The organism is bacterium (assembly GCA_021372615.1).
In the GTDB taxonomy this organism is placed as follows: Bacteria; Armatimonadota; Zipacnadia; order Zipacnadales; family UBA11051; genus JAJFUB01.
In genome coordinates this window covers 1-17,447 of sequence record JAJFUB010000047.1, presented here as the reverse complement: position 1 = coordinate 17,447, position 17,447 = coordinate 1, and the positions used below count along the sequence as shown (strand labels likewise).

Below are 17,447 nucleotides of genomic sequence, written 5' to 3'. Positions count from 1 at the left end.
ATGCCTGCCGAGAGGGACTTCCTCGCCGAGACTCTGCGCCGCTATCCCGACCTGCCCGAGTACGCCCTCTGGCGCGCCATCGAGCTACGCCTGCTGAGTCGCCTCACCTTCGCCGAGCCCATCCTGGACCTGGGGTGCGGCGACGGCGGCTTCGTCGAACTGCTCTTTGGCGGCGGTCGGGACATCGTGGGCCTCGATGCGGAAGCGCAGGTCCTGCCCCACGCCCGGAGGACCGGCATGTACCGCGAGGTGCTGGAGGCCGATGCCACGAGGCTTCCCTTCCCCGACGCCACGTTCGCCAGCCTCCTGTCCAACTGCGTGCTGGAACACATCCCCGATGACGCCGCTGCCGTGCGGGAGATGGGCCGCGTGCTCCGCCCCGGTGGCCTCGCCGCGCTCACCGTACCCAGCACGCAGTTGCGCGAGGGCCTCTACACCTACCGGCAGTTACTGGCGCGGGGGAGGCAGGAGGAGGCCGAGCAGTACTTGCGGGACTTCGATGTGCGGGTGGCCCATCACCACTACCATTCCGTCGAGGAGTGGCGGGAGCTGCTGGGCGCCGCGGGCATGACCGTGGAGAGTGTGGAGGGCTACCTGCCCGCGCCCGTCGTCTCGGTGTGGGATCGCCTGGAGAACTATCTGCTGCAACCGGCCTACCGCCTGCTGTCGCACAAGAAGCTGGCCCTGATCATTCTGCTCCCAGGGCGGTTGCGGCGTTGGCTGACCTACCGTTTCCTCCGACGGTACTACCTCATGGACGCGAACCTGGAGTCCTACCACGGCGCCCTGCTGATCGTGGCGCGGAAGGTGTGAGGCTGCTTGCGCATTGCTCTGTACCACAATCTGCCCAGCGGTGGCGCCAAGCGCGTGGCGTATGAGCATTGCCGACGTCTGGTGGCTGCCGGGCATGAGGTCGTCGTCTTCCAACCCAGTACGGCCGTGGTGGGGTTCTGCGAGCTGGCCGAGGTGGCCAGCAGTGCGGTCACGCTCCCCTTCGACGTCGGGGCGATCGCCGGCCGGGGTCCCGCCAGGCTCCGGCGCATCTGTACCGACGTGGGGCAGGCCCTGGGGTATGGCCGTCTGGCGCGACTGCAGGAGCGACTGGCCGCGACGATCCACGAGCAGGGCTTCGATCTGCTCTACGCCCACCACGACATGGTCGAGACGGCCCCCTCGCTGCTGCGGCTGGTGCGCCTCCCCTCCGTCTACTTCTGCCAGGAGCCCTGCCGGGCTGTGTTCGAGGCGCCCCTGGCGGCGGAGGGCCATCCCCCCCCTCCCGCCGGAGGCTTCGCCAAGATGCTCGCCCGGACGTGCCTGGGCAACCCCACCGGGGAGGCCCTGATCCGCTTCCGGCGGGTCAACGAGCGGGTCAACACCCTCGCGGCGACGATGGTGCTCGCCAACTCGACCTATTCCTGCGAGTCCATCCTGCGCGCCCATGGGTGTGTGGCCCGACGCTGCACGTTGGGGGTGGACGCCGATTTCTTCTGCCCCGCCGCCGAGCCGCGGGAGGACTTCGTGCTCTCCGTGGGCGGGTTCTACGGGGTGAAGGGCTTCCGGTTCATCATCCGGGCGCTGGGGCGGCTGCCGGCCGACCGGCGGCCGCCGCTGGTGCTGGCCGGGGACCGGGAGGCCCCGGGGGAGGCGGAGCAGTTGCACGCCCTGGCGCGGGAGCACGGCGTGGCACTCACGACGCACGTGAACGTGACCGACGAGGCGCTGCGCAGTCTGTACCGGCGCACGCGGCTGTTTCTGTATGCCCCCTACGTCGAGCCGCTGGGGCTGACGCCGCTGGAGGCCATGGCGTGTGGGACGGCCGTGCTGGGCGTACGCGAGGGGGGCGTGCGGGAGACGGTCATCGAGGGCGTCAATGGGCGGCTGGCGGATCGGGACGAGGGTCAGTACGCCGCCGTCTTGCAGGAGATGCTGGCCGCCCCGGAGGAACTGCAGCGCCTCGGGGAGCAGGGCATGGCCGGGGTACGCGACCGCTGGACCTGGGAGCGGTCGGTGCAGGAGTTGCTGGGCTTCTTCGACGAAGCGCGGCGCCTCGCCGCCGGGGGCTAGATCTCCTTGAGCAGCGCCCGCAGCTGCAGTTCGGGCAAGCCCCGCTCCCACTGCTGGATCGTCTGGGCCGCATTGGCCTCCGCCATGATCGCCCCGCCCGCACTCGTCTGGATGAGCTTGAGCTGCTCGGCCAACTCGGCCCCCCAGCGCTGGTAGTTGGCCGCCGCCTCCTTCTCGTCGGGCATGGCCGCCAGCACCTGCCGGATCTCCTCCTGCTTCTGCTGTAGCGGGAAGCCGGCGACGCTCGGATCGGCGAAGGAGAAGCTGGCGAGCTGCTGCTGCAGCCCCGTCGCGCGCCCGCGCAGCTCCGCCTGGGCGACCTCGTTCTTGGTTCCCTTGTAGTCGAAGAACACGAAGCGGAAGTCGCGCAACCGCGGCTTCAGGTCCATCACCGTGTCAATGCCGTACCCCCCGACGGTGAAGCTGATCTGGTCAGCCTGGCTGCCCGGCCACAGCGCCGCGCACGGGCCCACGCCGGTGTGCGTCGGCGAGACGTAGCCCGCGTCGTAGATGCGGTCGTAGTACAGCAGCCACCACTCCTGTGCCAGGTCCAACTCCGCTTTCTCCCCCTGGGTCAGATCGCGCGTGGGTGTCATCACGTGCCGCTCGGCGTTGCTGACGAAGGCCGAGGGGTAGCACCGCAGGATCACGCGTGCGCTCTTGATCTCCTCCTTCGGCTCCAGCAGCGCCTGGCAGTACAGCGCATCCTGGCCGGCGAGGGCCACGAACCGGACGCGCACGATGGCCATGGGCGTGTCGAAGACGAAGTCGGCGATGCCGCGCTCGCCGCTGCTGCGGCCGGTGACGGAATGCACGGGGGTCGTGCCGATGCTCTGGCCGTTGATCTGCAGGTCGAAGAACCCGCCGTGGTACCAGTTGCACGAGGCGGGCTGGGGCATGCCGAGGTAGCCTTCGCCGGGGATGGCCACGCCGGGCCGCTTCTCGTCGTAGGCGGCCACGTACCGCAGCCCGTACTGCTTCACGCCGGTGTCCATCACCAGCGTCTGCTCGTGGCGCTCCAGGCCGATGGTATGGGGCGGGGCGCCCGGCCCGATGCGGCCGGTCGTCAGGCCGGTATCACTGACCAGCACCTGCGCGGGCTGCGCGCAGACCAGCGCCAGCGGGGCCAGCAGCAACAGGGCGGTGGGTGTGATGCGCATCATGGTGCCTCCGTGGGGCTTGCCCCGTCAGCAGGCGGAACTGATCAGATGCCGTTCAGCAGCGCCGTCAGCCGCGCCTCCCACACGATGTGGTTCAACTCGCCGACGATCTGCTGGAGCGACAGGTCCAGCCGCGTCCACGTGGCAGCATCGAGCTTGCCCTGGCTCTGGCGCTGCAGGCCCGCCACCTTGGCGGCATAGTCCGCCAGGCGGCGCCCGATCTCCTCGGCAGCGGCGGCGTCCTTCTCCTCGCGGCGTGTCTGGTCCAGGCTCCCCAGCAGCTTCTGCACCTCGGCGAAAGCTGCCTCGGCCAGCTTCACGTAGCTGGTCTCCGCGAACCCGGCGGAACTATAGACGACAATTGCGCCGGTGCGCCCGCTCTTGCGGAACTCGCGCGATAGCTTGCCGATCATCTCGGGCGTGCCCGACAGCACCAGGTGCGCGAAGCGCTCCGGATCGTGGAAGCCGCCCTGCACGCGCGCCCAGTTGCTCCACGTCTTGTCCCCGATGTTCCGGTCGCGGCAGATGTTGAAGCCTACTACCTTGCCCGGCGCGGGCTGGCCCTTCATGGGGCCCCACGGCACCGCGATCTCGACGGACCAGAACTGGTCGCCCAGGAAGGTCCGCACCTGCGAGTCGCTGTTCCATACCGTCGCCTCGCGCTCGCCGTCGTACAGGCTGCCCGTGACGTTGAAGGCCAACTGGTAGTACGCGTCATGCGTGTGGTTCGGGTCAATGAAGAACTCGATGGCCTCATTGCCGAAGATCGCGTGCTCGTCGTGCGCGTACTTGATGGGGCTGAGCTTGGCCATCTCCGGCTCGTCGCAGTGTACGCCCAGGTACAGGAACTGCTCGTCCCACAGCAGGCGGAACGAGGTCTGGACCGGGACCAGCGTTTCCTTGCCGAAGTAGGTGAAGCCTGAGACGACGGGCGCCTGCTGCCAGGCGGCGTCGTCCAGCTTGCCGTCGAGCTGTACGGCGGCGTCGGCCCTTGGACAGGGATAGACGTTGATCGGCAGGCTGTCGGCGGCCAGGACCGGCACGGCCAGGGCCACAAACAGCAGGGAGATGCTGATGCGCTTCATATGCCTCACCTACTTGACGCTGAACTGCGCGCTCGTAGTCTTGCCCGTGTACAGGTCGGTGGCGCTGACTGTCCAAGACCCCGCCGGGTCGTTGAACGCCACCGGTACCGCGACGGTTGCCCCGGCCTTGCCGACCACGACGACCTGATCCGCCCAGTCCGCTTCCGCGCCGCCGGGGAGCTTCACCGTCAGCTTCACGGCCTGCTGCCCCTGCGCCAGGGCAGAGGCGACGCGCACCTGCTGCACGCCTCCCCGGGCGACGGCCCGGGCCGCCTGCAGCGTGGCGGGCTGCAGCGGCGCGGGCGACAGCGCCAGGAACACGGCCCGGTAGGGCGTGATGGTCAGGCTGAAGGTCTGCTGCTTGCCGAGGTCCTTGTGGTGCTTGAGGTCGTAGGCGTACATGGCCTGCGGCAGCGTCAGCCTCGCCGGCTCGGGCTGGCCCGCGTGCCGGAAGAGCGAGACGATCTGCACCCGGCCGTTGCGCCAGCGCGTGATCTCGATGTTACGCACGCGCTCGCCCTGCGCGTTGACCAGGCGGAGTGCCGGCGACACCTGTGCCGCGCCCAGCACGGTGCGCAGCACGACTGCCGCGCTCTCGGGGGTGGCCTGGGCGCTGAGCGACGGGAAGGTGGCCATCGCCAGGTTCAGCAGCACCGCCGAGCCTTTGCCGAAGCGGTTGGTCAGCAGCAGCGGAACGCTCCCGGCCGTGCCGGCGGACGAAGCGCCCGCTGCGGTCACGCCCGGATCCACGCGCACCTTGGTGAGGTCCAGCGGCTCGGGCTTGCCACCGGCGCCGGGCGCCTTGAGCGTCCCGTCGGCGATCTGCGCGTCGCCTACGCCCGTGCGCTTGAGGCCGAAGACATCGTCCAACTGGCCGGCGCCCAGCGGCTTGACGTGGCCGTCATAGATGGCCGGGCGCACGTCGGCGATGAGCGTGCCGCCATTCTGCACGTACTGGCGGAAGAGCTGGGCCTCCTGCGCGCCCATGGCCTGCGTCATGGGCAGGAAGATGACCCTGAACTTGCTCAGGTCCACCTCCCCCAGGCGCATCTGGCGATCGGTGAAGTAGCGGAAGTTCAGGCCGAGGTCGCGCAGGGCCGCGTGGCAGGCGGCGTGGTTGCTCTCGTAGCTACCGAAGGTGGGTGAGTTCTGCACCTTCGCCGCGTACGCCGAGGGCTGCGAGTAGAGGATGCCGACGCCATCGGTCTGCATCTCGGATTGCAGCAGCAAGTCGCCCAGGCCGTCGCGCACGATCTGCGTGTCGCGCAGGATCTCCTGCACCGCAGGGTAGGGGTCGAGGTTGGGCGAGATCCACCCGTGGAAGCGGTTGATGCAGTCCCAGCGCCACCACCAGACCGAGTCGCAGCCGCGCGTGATCATGCGCCAATACTTCTCCAGCAGCGAGTCGGCGTCTTTGGTGTAGCCCATCCAGTTCGAGCGCGGGAAGTCGCGCGGGGCGATCGAGCGCACGACCTCATCGGCCGTCCCCGGGTAGGGTGACCAGAAGGTGTTGGACCGCACGAAGCCGTCCAGATCGTCCGCGGCGCCGAACGTGCCGGCGCCCTCGAAGCCGCAGCGGCTCTGCGGGTCAATCGCGCGGAAGCCCTTGCCGAACCGCTCGCAGAGCTTGCAGAAGTTGTGGGACTGGTAGGCCTGCCGGTCGTACCAGCGCGGGAAGTTGCCGGCCCGCAGTGAGTCGGCCTCCTCGTTGTCGTCGGTCCGTCCCAGCTGCACGTCGGCGAAGCTGGCGTAGGTCGTGCCCCACGAGGCGTTCAGCGCGGCGATGTCCTGGTACTCGCTCTGCAGGTAGCGCTGGTAGGCCGCCAAGCAGTAAGGGCTCAGACACGAGCCGCGCACATCGCCCTCATCACCCAGCGAGTAGACAAACACGCCGTGCCGGCGCGAGGGGACATAGTTCGACACGATCTTGTCCACATGGGCCTGGACCATCGGCTCGTCATTCCAGCACGCCGGCTTCATCACGCCCTTGTCGTCCTTGGGTGTGAGGATGCGGGTGGTGTACGGCACCCACGCGATCTCGTTGGCGGCCACGAAGTCGGGCGGGCGCTGGCCGCTGCTCAGATGCACCGTCACGCCGGTGCGAGCAAGGATCTGCTCGGCCCATGGCGCGAGATTGCCCGAGGGGATGTCCCACATCACGAAGTTGAACTGCCCGCGATGGCGCTTCACGACATGGGCGGGCTTCCAGGCGAAAGTGACCTCCTGCCCGCCGTCCACCACCGTGGCCTGCAGGCGCACCAGCATCGGCCACCACGGCTGCACCTTGAGCTGGAACTTCCGCCCCTGTCCCCATGGCAGATTGGGCACGCGGCTGATCTCGCGGCCCCGGGCGTCGAAGACGCTCAGCGTGAGGCTCTGCTTGCCGGTCAGGGGCTGGGAGAGCGCGACCGAGCCGGCGAGGCTCTCCCCTACCTCCGCCCACTCGCGGTCGAGCGTCAGCTCTGTGATGGAGAGGTCGTCCACGATCTTCAGCGGCACGCTGGCGAAGCCGATGACGTCCTTGCCCTCGCGTGCGATGGCATCCAGGAAGTAGTCCCCGCAGCGGACCAGCGGGAGCTGCAGCGGCGTGCCGGGGCTGGTCTCGGACTTGATCGCAGGCTCCGCCAGTCGCTGGATCGCACCGTCACTGCGCCGGAGGGTCAGCGTCAGACGTGTTCTGCCCGAGGTGTCGGTGGCGCCCTGCCAGGCGATGTCCACGGCCTGCGCCGGCAGCGTGTCCCGCGCGAGTTCCGCCGCCTTCGGTGTCAGCGTCAGGCTGAGTTTGGGTTCCTTGTCCGCCGCCCACAGCACGGCCTTGCCCAGCCGCATGTCCCACTCGTCGTACTCCACTTCCCACCCCGGGCGGTAGTCAATGCCCGGCCGCTTCGGCAGGCGCACACCGCGCCCGTTCTTGATCGTGAAGGCCTCCACCGCGGGAACGTCGGCCAGGAACGCCGGCAGGTCTGCCAGCTTGTTCTTGTCCTTGAGGATCCGCTTGTCGTCCGTCCCCAGCAGCACCAGCCCGGCCCCCTGCGTGAGGGCCTTCACCAGCGGGAACTGCTGCTCCACCGGCATCTTCTCGGGGGCGACATCCATGAAGACGAAGCAGTCCCACTTCTGGGTGAGCAGGCGGGACATGCGACGGATGCCGTTCTCGGCCCCGTGCCAGCCCTCGTTGGTGCTGTCCACGATGCGGCCCCAGAAGACCATCTGCAGGTCCAGGTCGAACCGCTGCTTGAGCTCGATGGCCTCGCGCGGGTCGCAGCCATGGCCGCGGCAGAAGTACAGCACGCGGGTCTTCCCGAGGGCATACGGGCTGGCCCAGTCCGTGTGCGGCGTGGCGAAGACCGGGTTGGGGTTGTGATCCCCCTCCAGTTCGGCCACGTCCTGCGCCACGGCGCAGGACCCGACCAGGAACGCAGCGAGTAGCAGAGCCAAGTGCCTCATGAGTTGATCTCCTTCGGGTGGCAGACAAGGGACGGGCGCGGTGAATCGCGCCACTGCGCGGCGGCCCTGTACCCCGTCCCTACACGGCTACGGCGTCTCCCGCCGCCGCGGACGCATAGATCGCGTCCGTGATCTTCTGCACCACCAGCGCCTTCTCCAGCGTCGTCTTCGGGTCGCGATCTTCGCGGATGGCCCGCGCCAGATCCGTCACCGGACCGGCACTGACCATCGCCAGGTCCTCCTCCCCCTCCCACAGCACTGTCGAGACCGTACCTTGGTCCTCGGTCAGTTCATCGTAGAGGATCTGCTTCCAGTTCGAGGCGCCGGCCGAGGCCTTGGGGCCGGAGGCCGTGACGGCGGTCATCGTCAGCCGCAGCGAGCCCTGCGTGCCGATGATCTGCCACGCGCTCTCGCTGGCCAGCGGCATGTACTCCCCGCGCTCGACCGACAGAATCGTCCCGCCCGCGCAGCGGATCAGCGCCGTGTACTGCGTCTCGGCGTCGCTGCCCTCGGGAATGTGCCAGGCGATGTGGGACGGGATCTGCCACGTCTGGGCGAAGCACTTCTCGGGCTTGAGCTGCCAGCCAGTCAGGCCCATGAGGTAGTCGAGGTCATAGCAACCCCAGTTCATCAGGAAGCCACCGCCGTTGAGGTGCCGCTTCAGGCGCCACTCGGGGCGCGGCTCAGTGGGGGCCGGGCCGGCGGGGAAGGCGGAGCGCATGTAGACCTCGCGCAGCTCGCCAAGCTTCCCCGAGGCGATGAAGTCCGCCGCGACCTGGTGGTGGGTGATGAACCGGTAGCGGGAAGAGCAGCACGCGGCTTTGAGGCTCCCGCGCGCGGCGATGAGGTCCTCGACGTCGCCCGCATTCATCGCCACCGGCTTCTCGGTCAGGACATGCTTGCCGGCTGCGAAGGCCGCCAGGGCCAGCTCCTTGCGGTGGCAGGTCGGCATGGCCAGCACGACCAGCTCGATCTCCGGGTCGGCGATGAGATCGAGGCCGGGGCCATAGACCTTCGGCACGTTGTAGGTCTCGGCCGCCTTCTGGGCGCGCTCGGGGATGAGATCGGCCACGGCCACGAGGTCGAGAATGTCGGTCGTGGCGGCGGGCTTCATGTGCGTCGGCCCGATCACGCCACAGCCGATGACGCCGTACTTCACGGGTTGCATGGACATTGCTCCTCCTTGGGGGCGGACGGAAACGAAACGATGTTATCCAGTGTTGACTCCAGAGGCGACGGTCGAGGCGGGCCCCACGTGCGAGGCGCCAGGCCGGCTTGGTCTATGCCGGCGCCGGGAGGTCGGGACTGCCAGCTGGCGCGAAGTCCTGTCGGATCTCCGAGAAGTACGCCATGGCCAACGCCATGCCCCCGCACAGGCCGCTCACGCCCGCACAGAAGCTGGCCCAAGCGTTCAGGACCGTGGGGCCTGTGAAGGGCGTGACCAGCAGCATCAGCACATGCCCGGCCAGATACAGCGTCCTTCCCACCGGTCGCAGCCTCAGCACGCCGACCCATCCGCACAGGTAGAGCAGCAAGCTCAGTCCGGCAACTGCGTCTCCGGCGGTGTTGCTGCTCTGTAGCCAGCGATCCTGGTAGGCCTGCAGGTCCGACGGGAGCGTCGACTTCAGCAGCCACCAGGCGACGACAGTCAAGACGAAGAACGTGAGTTCAGCCACCAGCACCAGACGGAACATCCTCTTGATGCCCATGCGCGTGCCCTCCTTGCGGACTTGGACTGGATCCTCCAGAAGCCGCGTCCTCAGGCGCCAGGGACTCCGCCCAGGCGAACTGCACGACACACAAGCGCCCACGCCCAGGACGCGGTTGACTTAGAACATCCGTTCTAATAGAATCCCCGTGTCCCTCTGGCCGACAGGAGCACATCTCGCCGTGTCCGATCACATCACCATCCGCCACGCCCACGAGCATAATCTCCGGGACGTGGACTTGACGCTCCCCAAGAACTCCCTCATCGTCTTCACCGGCGTGAGCGGCTCCGGCAAATCCTCGCTCGCCTTCGACACGCTGTTTGCCGAGGGGCAGCGGCGCTACGTCGAGTCCCTTTCCACCTATGCCCGGCAGTTCCTCCAACAGATGGGCAAACCAGCCGTCGGGCACATCGAGGGGTTGGCCCCGGCCATTGCCATTGACCAGGGCGCGCGCAGCCACAACCCCCGCTCCACCGTGGCCACTGTCACCGAGGTCTACGATCACCTGCGCGTGCTGTATGCCGCCATCGGGCGGCGGCACTGCCCGCAGTGCGGCCGGGAGATCGGCAGCCAGACCCGCGAGACGATCATCGGCCGGGTGCTCAGCCTGCCCGCCGGGGAGAGGGTGCAGATCCTTGCGCCGCTTGTAACCGGCCGCAAGGGTGAGTTCCGCGACCTGTTCGAGGACTTCCTCAAGCGCGGCTACCTGCGGGCGCGCGTGGATGGGCAGGAGATCCGCCTCGACGACCCGCCCGCCCTGAGCCGCTACCGCCGCCACGACATCGAGCTGGTGCTGGATCGTGTCACCATTGGGCCTGACATCCGCTCGCGCGTGGCCGAGGCCGTGGATGAGGCCTGCCGCCTGGCCGAGGGCCGCGTCATCATCACCCGCCCCGAGGCGGAGGACCTGCTGCTCTCCACCCGCTACGCCTGCGCCAAGTGCAACCTCAGCTTCGAGGAGCCGACGCACGCCGACTTCTCCTTCAACACCCCGCGTGGCATGTGCCCGGCCTGCAACGGCCTGGGCGTGGACAAACAGCTTGTGCCCGAGCTGCTCGTGCCCGATGACAGCCTCTCGCTGGTGACGGGGGCCATCCCCGCGATGCAGTCGCTGCGCAGCAACTGGCGACGGCAGTGGTTCGAAAGCATCGGCCGCCACTACGGCTTCGACATCACCACCCCGTGGCGCGACCTGTCCGCGGAGCACCGGCGCCTCCTGCTGTACGGGTCGGGCGACGAGAAGATCGAGTTCAAGTTCTACAACCCGCGCAGCAACTGGTCGTGGCGCCACGTCGGCGTCTTCAAGGGTCTGATGTGGGAGTTGGAGGGGCGCTACCGGCAGATCAAGGCGCGCTCCATCCTGAAGCACTTCGAGGCGGCCATGCGCACCCGGGCCTGCCCCGTGTGCCACGGCCAGCGCCTCAAGCCCGAGAGCCTCGCCATCACTGTGGGCGGCAAGTCCATCGCCGACGTGGCCGCCCTGGACATCGCGACCGCGAAGGGCTTCTTCGACGACCTCGTGCTGTCCGATGCCGAGGCGCTCATCGCCGAGGACGCGCTCAAGGAGATCCGCGACCGGCTCTCCTTCCTGAGCTACGTGGGGCTGCACTACCTCACGCTCGACCGCGGCGCGCCCTCGCTCTCCGGTGGCGAATCCCAGCGCATCCGCCTGGCCTCACAGGTGGGCAGCGGGCTGGTGGATGTGCTCTACATCCTCGACGAGCCCTCCATCGGCCTGCACCATGCCGACCAGGGCAAGCTCCTCGACTCGCTGCTGCGCCTGCGCGACCTGGGCAACACGGTCGTCGTGGTCGAGCATGACGAGCAGACGATCCGCGCGGCCGACCGGGTCGTGGACTTCGGCCCCGGCGCCGGGGAGAAGGGCGGGCGCGTCGTGGCGGTCGGCACGCCGACACAGATCGCCCGCAGCCGTGACTCACTCACCGGCCGCTACCTGTCCGGCCATCTGAGCATCCCCATCCCGGCCGCGCGTCGGAACGGCAACGGGCAGAGACTCCGTCTGGTCGGCGCCCGCCACAACAACCTGCGCGACCTGACCGTCGAGCTGCCGCTGCAGCGCTTCATCTGCGTCACCGGCGTCTCCGGTTCGGGCAAGAGCTCGCTCGTGACAGACACGCTCTACCCGGCCCTGGCGCGGGAGCTGATGCGCGCGGAAGGCGAGCCGGGTGACTACGACCGCCTGGAGGGGCTCGAGCACCTCGACAAGGTCATCCTGATTGACCAGGACCCCATCGGCCGCACCCCGCGCAGCAACCCCGCCACCTACACCGGCGTGCTCACCCACATCCGCGACCTGTACGCGCAGCTGCCCGAGGCGCAGCGGCGCGGCTACAAGCCCGGGCGCTTCTCGTTCAATGTCCCCGAGGGCCGCTGCAGTGCCTGCGAGGGCCACGGGGCGCTCAAGCTCGAATCCGACTTCATGGCCGACGTCTGGGTCACGTGCGAGGTCTGCGAGGGCCGGCGCTTCGACCGCGAGACGCTCGAGGTCGCCTACCGGGGCAAGACCATCGCCGAGGTGCTGGACCTGGAGGTCGGCGACGCCCTGGCGCACTTCGCCAATCAGCCCAAGATCAGCCAGATCCTGCAGACGCTGGTGGATGTCGGCCTCGGCTACATCCGCCTCGGCCAGCCAGCCACGACCATCTCCGGCGGCGAGGCCCAGCGCGTGAAGCTGGCCAAGGAGCTGGCGCGGCCGCGCACCGGTCACACGCTGTATATCCTCGACGAGCCCACCACCGGCCTGCACTTCCACGATGTGCAGCAGCTCCTGGATGTCCTGCACCGCTTCGTGAACGAGGGCAACACCGTGCTCGTGGTCGAGCACCACCCGGATGTCATCAAGACAGCCGACCACGTGATTGACATGGGCCCCGAGGGCGGGGCGAACGGCGGCCTGATCGTGGCCCAGGGCACGCCGGAGCACGTCGCGCACGAAGGCCTGTGGGAGGGGTCACCGACCCCGACCGCGCTGATGTTGCGGGAGGTGCTAGGGAGGAGAGAGGACGCTCCCCTGTGGGAGGGGTCACCGACCCCGACAGTCGCGGTCGGTGACCGCTCCCACAGGCGCAGGAACTCCCTCCTCGTCCGCGGCGCGCGGGAGCACAACCTCCGCAACGTCGAGGTGGAGATCCCTCGCCGCAAGCTGACGGTCATCTCCGGGGTGAGCGGCTCGGGCAAGACCTCACTGGCGCTCGACACGCTCTATGCCGAGGGTCAGCGCCGCTTCGTGGAGTCGCTGTCCTCGTACGCGCGGCAGTTCGTGGACCAGATGCCCAAGCCCAAGGTGGACCGCATCGCCGGGCTGCCGCCGGCCATCGCCATTGACCAGTCCGGGCGCGGCTACTCGCCCCGCTCCACCGTCGGCACCACGACGGAGATCTACGACTACCTGCGCGTGCTGTTCGCCCGCTGTGGACAGCCGCATTGCCCCGCCTGTGGGGCCGAAGTCGGGGCCATGACGATCAGCCAGATCGTGGACGCTATCCTGACCGAGGCCGACGGGCGGCAGGCCCTCCTGTGCGCGCCCGTCGAGCCGCAGGGCAACGAGGAGTACGGGACGCTGCTGGAGCGCCTGCGCCGCGAGGGCTGGCAGCGCGTGCGGATTGATGGCGAGGTGCAGCGCCTGCCGATCGAGGCCCAGCTCAGCCGCCGCCGCAGGCATGCCGTGGAGGTGGTCGTGGATCGCGTGACCATCGGCCCGCGGCAGCGCTCGCGCCTGGCCGAGGCCGTTGAGGCGGCGTTCCGGTTGGCGACAGAGATTGTGGTGGCGACCGGCAACGGCGGCCTACCCCCTACCCCCTCCCTAAAGGGACCGAGCGACGGCGGCCTACCCCCTACCCCCTCCCTGAAGGGAGGGGGAACGGACTCACCCCCCCCTTCAGGGGGGGGACGGGGGGGGGACGCCGTTTCGACAGCGCAGGAGCGCCGCTTCTCCAAGCTCCACTCCTGCCTCGCCTGCGGGGCGAGCTACCAGCCCGTCACGCCGCGCAGCTTCTCCTTCAACCACTACGACGGCTGGTGCAAGGCCTGTTACGGTCTGGGCTTCCCGTGGGGCGACCCCGAGGCCGTCTGCCCGGCCTGTCACGGCGCGCGCATCCGCCCCGAGGCGGCCCACGTGCGCCTGCGCGGGATGACGATCCTCGATCTGTGTAACCTGCCGCTGCGCGAGTGCGCTGCGTTCTTCGACGACTTCAGGCTCACCCCGCGCGAGCGCCCGAAGGCGCAGGAGATCATCCCGGAGATCCGGGGACGGCTCCGTTTCCTCAACGAGGTCGGCCTGGACTACCTCACCCTGGCCCGCACGGCCCCGACCCTCTCGGGCGGCGAGGCCCAGCGCGTGAAGCTCGCTGGACAGCTCGGCTGCGGCCTCACTGGCGTGATGTACGTGCTCGATGAGCCCACCGTGGGTGTTCACCCGGCGGACAATGACCGGATGCTGACAGCACTCAAGGCGCTGCGCGATGAGGGCAACACGCTCGTCGTCGTCGAGCACGATCCCCAGACGCTGGCAGTCGCCGATCACATCATTGACATCGGCCCGGGCGCCGGACCGGCAGGCGGACGGGTCGTGGCCGCGGGGACGCCGAAGCAGGTGGCGCGGTGCAGGGAGTCGGTGACGGGGCAGTTCCTGGCCGGGAAGCTGCGGGTGGAGGTGCCGGAGCGGCGGCGGGGGTTGCCCGGAGCGGACGGCGTCGGGGTCGGTGACCCCACCCACACCGGGACAGGCGTGGGAGCGCTCACCGACCGCGACTGCGGAGGAGAGGGCTGGCTCACCATCGTCGGCGCGCGGGAGCACAACCTCAAGCGCGTGACGGTCTCCATCCCCCTCGGGGTGATGACCTGCGTTACGGGCCCCTCCGGCTCAGGCAAGAGCACCCTCGTGGATGACGTGCTCTTTCGCGCCATTGCCCGCAGCTACGGCACCGACGGCGCGGGGACGCCGGGAGCGCATGAGGAGCTGCAGGGGCTGGAGCAGATTGACAAGGTCATCAACATAGACCAGACGCCCATCGGCGGCACGCCCCGCTCGAACCCGTGCAGCTATGTCGGGGCCTTCGACATCATCCGCGAGGTGTTCGCTTCGCTGCCCGAGGCGAAGCTGCGCGGCTTCCGGCCCGGCCGGTTCTCCTTCAACATGAAGGGGGGGCGCTGCGAGGTCTGCCAGGGCATGGGCAGCCGCTGCGTGCAGATGCACTTCCTGCCGGATGTGTGGGTCACGTGCGAGACCTGCAACGGGGCGCGCTACAACCCCGAGACGCTCGCTGTCCGCTACCGGGGTCGCAACATCGCCGAGGTCCTGGGCATGACCATCGCGCAGGCGCGCGAGCTGTTCGCGGCCATCCCCCGGCTGGCCCGGCGGCTGCAGGTGTTGTGCGACGTGGGCCTGGGGTATCTGCCCATGGGCCAGTCCGCGCCGACGCTGTCGGGCGGCGAGGCGCAGCGGGTCAAGCTCGCGCGCGAGCTGGCTCGCCCGGTGCGCGACCACACACTCTACCTGCTCGATGAGCCCACGACGGGCCTACACGTGGCCGATGTCAAGCAACTGCTCGCGGTGCTCAGCCGCCTGGTGGACAACGGGCACAGCGTGGTCATCATCGAGCACAACCTCGATGTCATCAAGAGCGCCGACTACGTGATTGACCTGGGGCCCGGCGGCGGGGACCGGGGCGGGGAGCTGGTGGCGGCGGGAAGGCCGGAGGAGGTGGCCGCCTGCCGGCGCTCCGCCACGGCTCCGTACCTGAAAGCTGCGCTGGGCCTCCCGGAATAGCGGCAGGGGTCGTCGCGGTCCGCGTCGAATCTGGATGAGTGTACGGAAGCTTGTCCATATCCGCAGGAGGTGCCATATGAGACGTGGCTTTACGCTCATCGAGTTGCTGGTCGTCATCGCCATCATCGCCATCCTGGCGGCCATCCTGTTTCCGGTCTTCGCCAAGGCCCGCGAGAAGGCGCGACAAACGAGCTGCTTGAGCAACGTCAAGCAGTTGGGTCTGGCCATCTTGCAGTACGCACAGGACTACGACGAGCGGCTGCCGTTGGACGGGACGCACCCGTTGGCCAGCGGCTACCCGATCGCGCCGTACTGGGATGCCCGGATCACGCCGTACGTCAAGAACGACCAGATCTTCCGCTGCCCGTCAGCGGCTGGCGGGACCCGCAACTACCGCTACAACGCCTACCGCGGCGGGACGCACAACAGCAGCGGCTCCCCCCAGACGCCACCCGCGCCGCACTCGCTGGGTCAGATCACCAGCCCGGCCAACACCGTGCTGCTGGTAGACATCCCCGCCGCTGGCTATCTGAACACGCTGGGGGCCTGGTCCATCCGCAGCGAGGGCGACTTCATCGAAGTCCACAACGGCGGCGCGAACTTCGGTCTGGCCGACGGGCATGCCAAGTGGGTCAAGCAGCCGACGGCGCTGTACACCGGCGGCGGCTGGCTGGCGGCCAGGGGCTGGAGCATGTAGAGACCCCGCCCGCCGCTGCACTTGCCCTCCTGAGAACCACGAAGGACCTCCCGGCCGGGAGGTCCTTCGCTGTTCTGGCGGTGGTGGGGCGCTACAGCCCCGCCTGCTTGCGGGCCATGTCCGTGATCACTGGGATGTTTACCGGCTTGCGGTTGTAGGCGTTCACGGCGAAGATGATGGAGAACACCAGGTATGCGACAGGCAGCAGTTTGATCGCCATCCGGATGAGCCCGCCCACGCCGGGGATGCCGTGCAGCGCGATGCTTACGATGACCAGCGCGGCCGTCACCACGACGTAACCCAGCCCCCAGAAGAGACCGTTCCAGGCGTGGAATCTCACCTCGCGGTCATTCTTCTCGATCAGGACAGCCACCAGGGCGCAGATCCAGATCGGGTAGCCGAGAGCGGCCAGGACGAGGTTACTGGGGGGCCCGGTCACGGGCGGGGGCGGCGCCACGGGCGGAGGTATGGCGGCGGGCGGCGGGGGCTGAGGTGCGGGCGGGGGAGGCGCGTCCATGCTCATCACGGTCACCACCCTGTCAGATGTGCTACGGAGGCAGTCGGGAACTGCCTGGCCAATGATAGGGTGGGCTCCTCTGCCTGTCAACCGCACCCACACACGCAACGGGGCCGCCACATCTGTGGCGGCCCCGGTTTGTACCGAGCGTTGGCGCGCTACTTGCCTACTCGGGCGACTCCTTGGTGATGGCCACGTTTTGCGGCCCCAGGTACCAGCCCTTGCCGGCCTTGCCGGCGCAGCCAAACAGGTCCACGTACTCGTCCACGACTTCCTTCACACGCACCATGCCCTTGTCGAACACCTTGCGGAAGTCCTTCTGGTCGGGGTTCTCGGCCAGGCGCTCCGCGGTGCCCTGGATCAGCGCCATGCTGATGCGGGTGGCGACGTTGACCTTGCACACGCCCATGGCGCACGCCTTCTGCATCTGGTCCAGCGGGATGCCCGAGGCGGCGTGCAGGACGAACGGCAGGCCGACCTTGTCCATGAGCGTCTGCAGCAAGTCGAAGTTGAGCTTGCTGCCGCGGCCGGTCATGCCGTGGATGGCGCCGATGGCGACGGCCAGCGCGTCGCACTTGGTGCGGTCGCGGAAGTCGGCGGCCTGGTCGGGGTCGGTGCTGTTCTCATAGAGCTTGGCGACTTCGGCTTCGCTCATCAGGTCCAGGACGCACTCCACCTCGCCGCTCTTGCACGGGGCCATCTGCTCTTCGGTCAGGTAGTCCTCGATCTTGGGGATCAGGCCCAGCTCGCACTCCAGGGGAATGCCGCAGGCATGAGTCATGCGGGCGATCTCGGCGCTGTTGGCGATGTTGTCCTCGAACTTCTCCTTGGAGCCGTCGTACATCAGCGAGGTGAAGCCGGCGCGCAGGCACTGGACGTTCTGCTCGTAGCTGGTGCCATGGTCCAGGTGCAGGGCCACGGGGATGGTGGCCTTGTTGGCGGCGGCGATGACGAGGGCCGCGGCCTCTTCCAGGCCGGCG

At 68.6% G+C, this 17,447-nt stretch carries 11 protein-coding genes; 4 read left to right on the top strand and 7 right to left on the bottom strand.

Features of this window, described 5'->3' with window-relative positions; all coding sequences use genetic code 11:
• Together LLH23_07805 and LLH23_07800 are read left to right on the top strand one after the other, a co-directional pair.
• A complete protein-coding gene (locus tag LLH23_07805) occupies positions 1-813 on the top strand; it encodes a class I SAM-dependent methyltransferase (protein ID MCE5238384.1) in 813 nt (270 codons plus the stop codon).
• A gap of 6 nt (positions 814-819) precedes the next feature.
• Positions 820-2,064: a glycosyltransferase family 4 protein gene (locus tag LLH23_07800; protein ID MCE5238383.1), complete on the top strand. Its 1,245-nt coding sequence runs from the start codon at positions 820-822 to the stop codon at positions 2,062-2,064.
• Here LLH23_07800 and LLH23_07795 read toward each other — a convergent pair.
• The 5 genes from LLH23_07795 to LLH23_07775 all read right to left on the bottom strand — a co-directional run bounded on the left by LLH23_07795 (position 2,061) and on the right by LLH23_07775 (position 9,465).
• Positions 2,061-3,227, bottom strand: a complete 1,167-nt coding sequence (locus tag LLH23_07795) for a hypothetical protein (protein ID MCE5238382.1) — start codon at positions 3,225-3,227, stop codon at positions 2,061-2,063. The two genes, LLH23_07800 and LLH23_07795, sit on opposite strands and share 4 nt — an antisense overlap.
• A 41-nt stretch (positions 3,228-3,268) precedes the next feature.
• On the bottom strand, positions 3,269-4,309 hold the full coding sequence (locus tag LLH23_07790; protein MCE5238381.1) for a carbohydrate-binding family 9-like protein: 1,041 nt from the start codon (positions 4,307-4,309) through the stop codon (positions 3,269-3,271).
• Between the two features lie 9 nt (positions 4,310-4,318).
• The gene (locus LLH23_07785) at positions 4,319-7,756 is read right to left on the bottom strand and encodes a beta-galactosidase trimerization domain-containing protein (GenBank protein MCE5238380.1); all 3,438 of its coding nucleotides are present in this window, start codon (positions 7,754-7,756) and stop codon (positions 4,319-4,321) included.
• A gap of 79 nt (positions 7,757-7,835) precedes the next feature.
• Positions 7,836-8,930 carry a Gfo/Idh/MocA family oxidoreductase gene (locus tag LLH23_07780; GenBank protein ID MCE5238379.1) on the bottom strand — a complete coding sequence of 365 codons (1,095 nt, stop codon included), beginning with the start codon at positions 8,928-8,930 and terminating at the stop codon, positions 7,836-7,838.
• Between the two features lie 106 nt (positions 8,931-9,036).
• Positions 9,037-9,465: a hypothetical protein gene (locus LLH23_07775; GenBank protein MCE5238378.1), complete on the bottom strand. Its 429-nt coding sequence runs from the start codon at positions 9,463-9,465 to the stop codon at positions 9,037-9,039.
• A 181-nt stretch (positions 9,466-9,646) separates the two neighbouring features.
• On the opposite strand from LLH23_07775, the gene uvrA reads away from it, so the two are divergent.
• A complete protein-coding gene (uvrA, locus tag LLH23_07770; GenBank protein ID MCE5238377.1) occupies positions 9,647-15,253 on the top strand; it encodes an excinuclease ABC subunit UvrA in 5,607 nt (1,868 codons plus the stop codon).
• Positions 15,254-15,329: 76 nt separating this feature from the next.
• Positions 15,330-15,950, top strand: coding sequence for a DUF1559 domain-containing protein (locus LLH23_07765; protein ID MCE5238376.1), 621 nt, complete (start codon positions 15,330-15,332; stop codon positions 15,948-15,950).
• Positions 15,951-16,041: 91 nt separating this feature from the next.
• Here the strand turns inward: LLH23_07765 and LLH23_07760 are convergent, their stop codons facing one another.
• Positions 16,042-16,473 (bottom strand): hypothetical protein, encoded by a 432-nt coding sequence (locus LLH23_07760; GenBank protein MCE5238375.1) that lies wholly within the window; start codon positions 16,471-16,473, stop codon positions 16,042-16,044.
• A gap of 160 nt (positions 16,474-16,633) precedes the next feature.
• Positions 16,634-17,447 (bottom strand): class II fructose-bisphosphate aldolase (locus tag LLH23_07755; protein ID MCE5238374.1); only part of this gene is annotated, 814 nt, incomplete at its 5' end.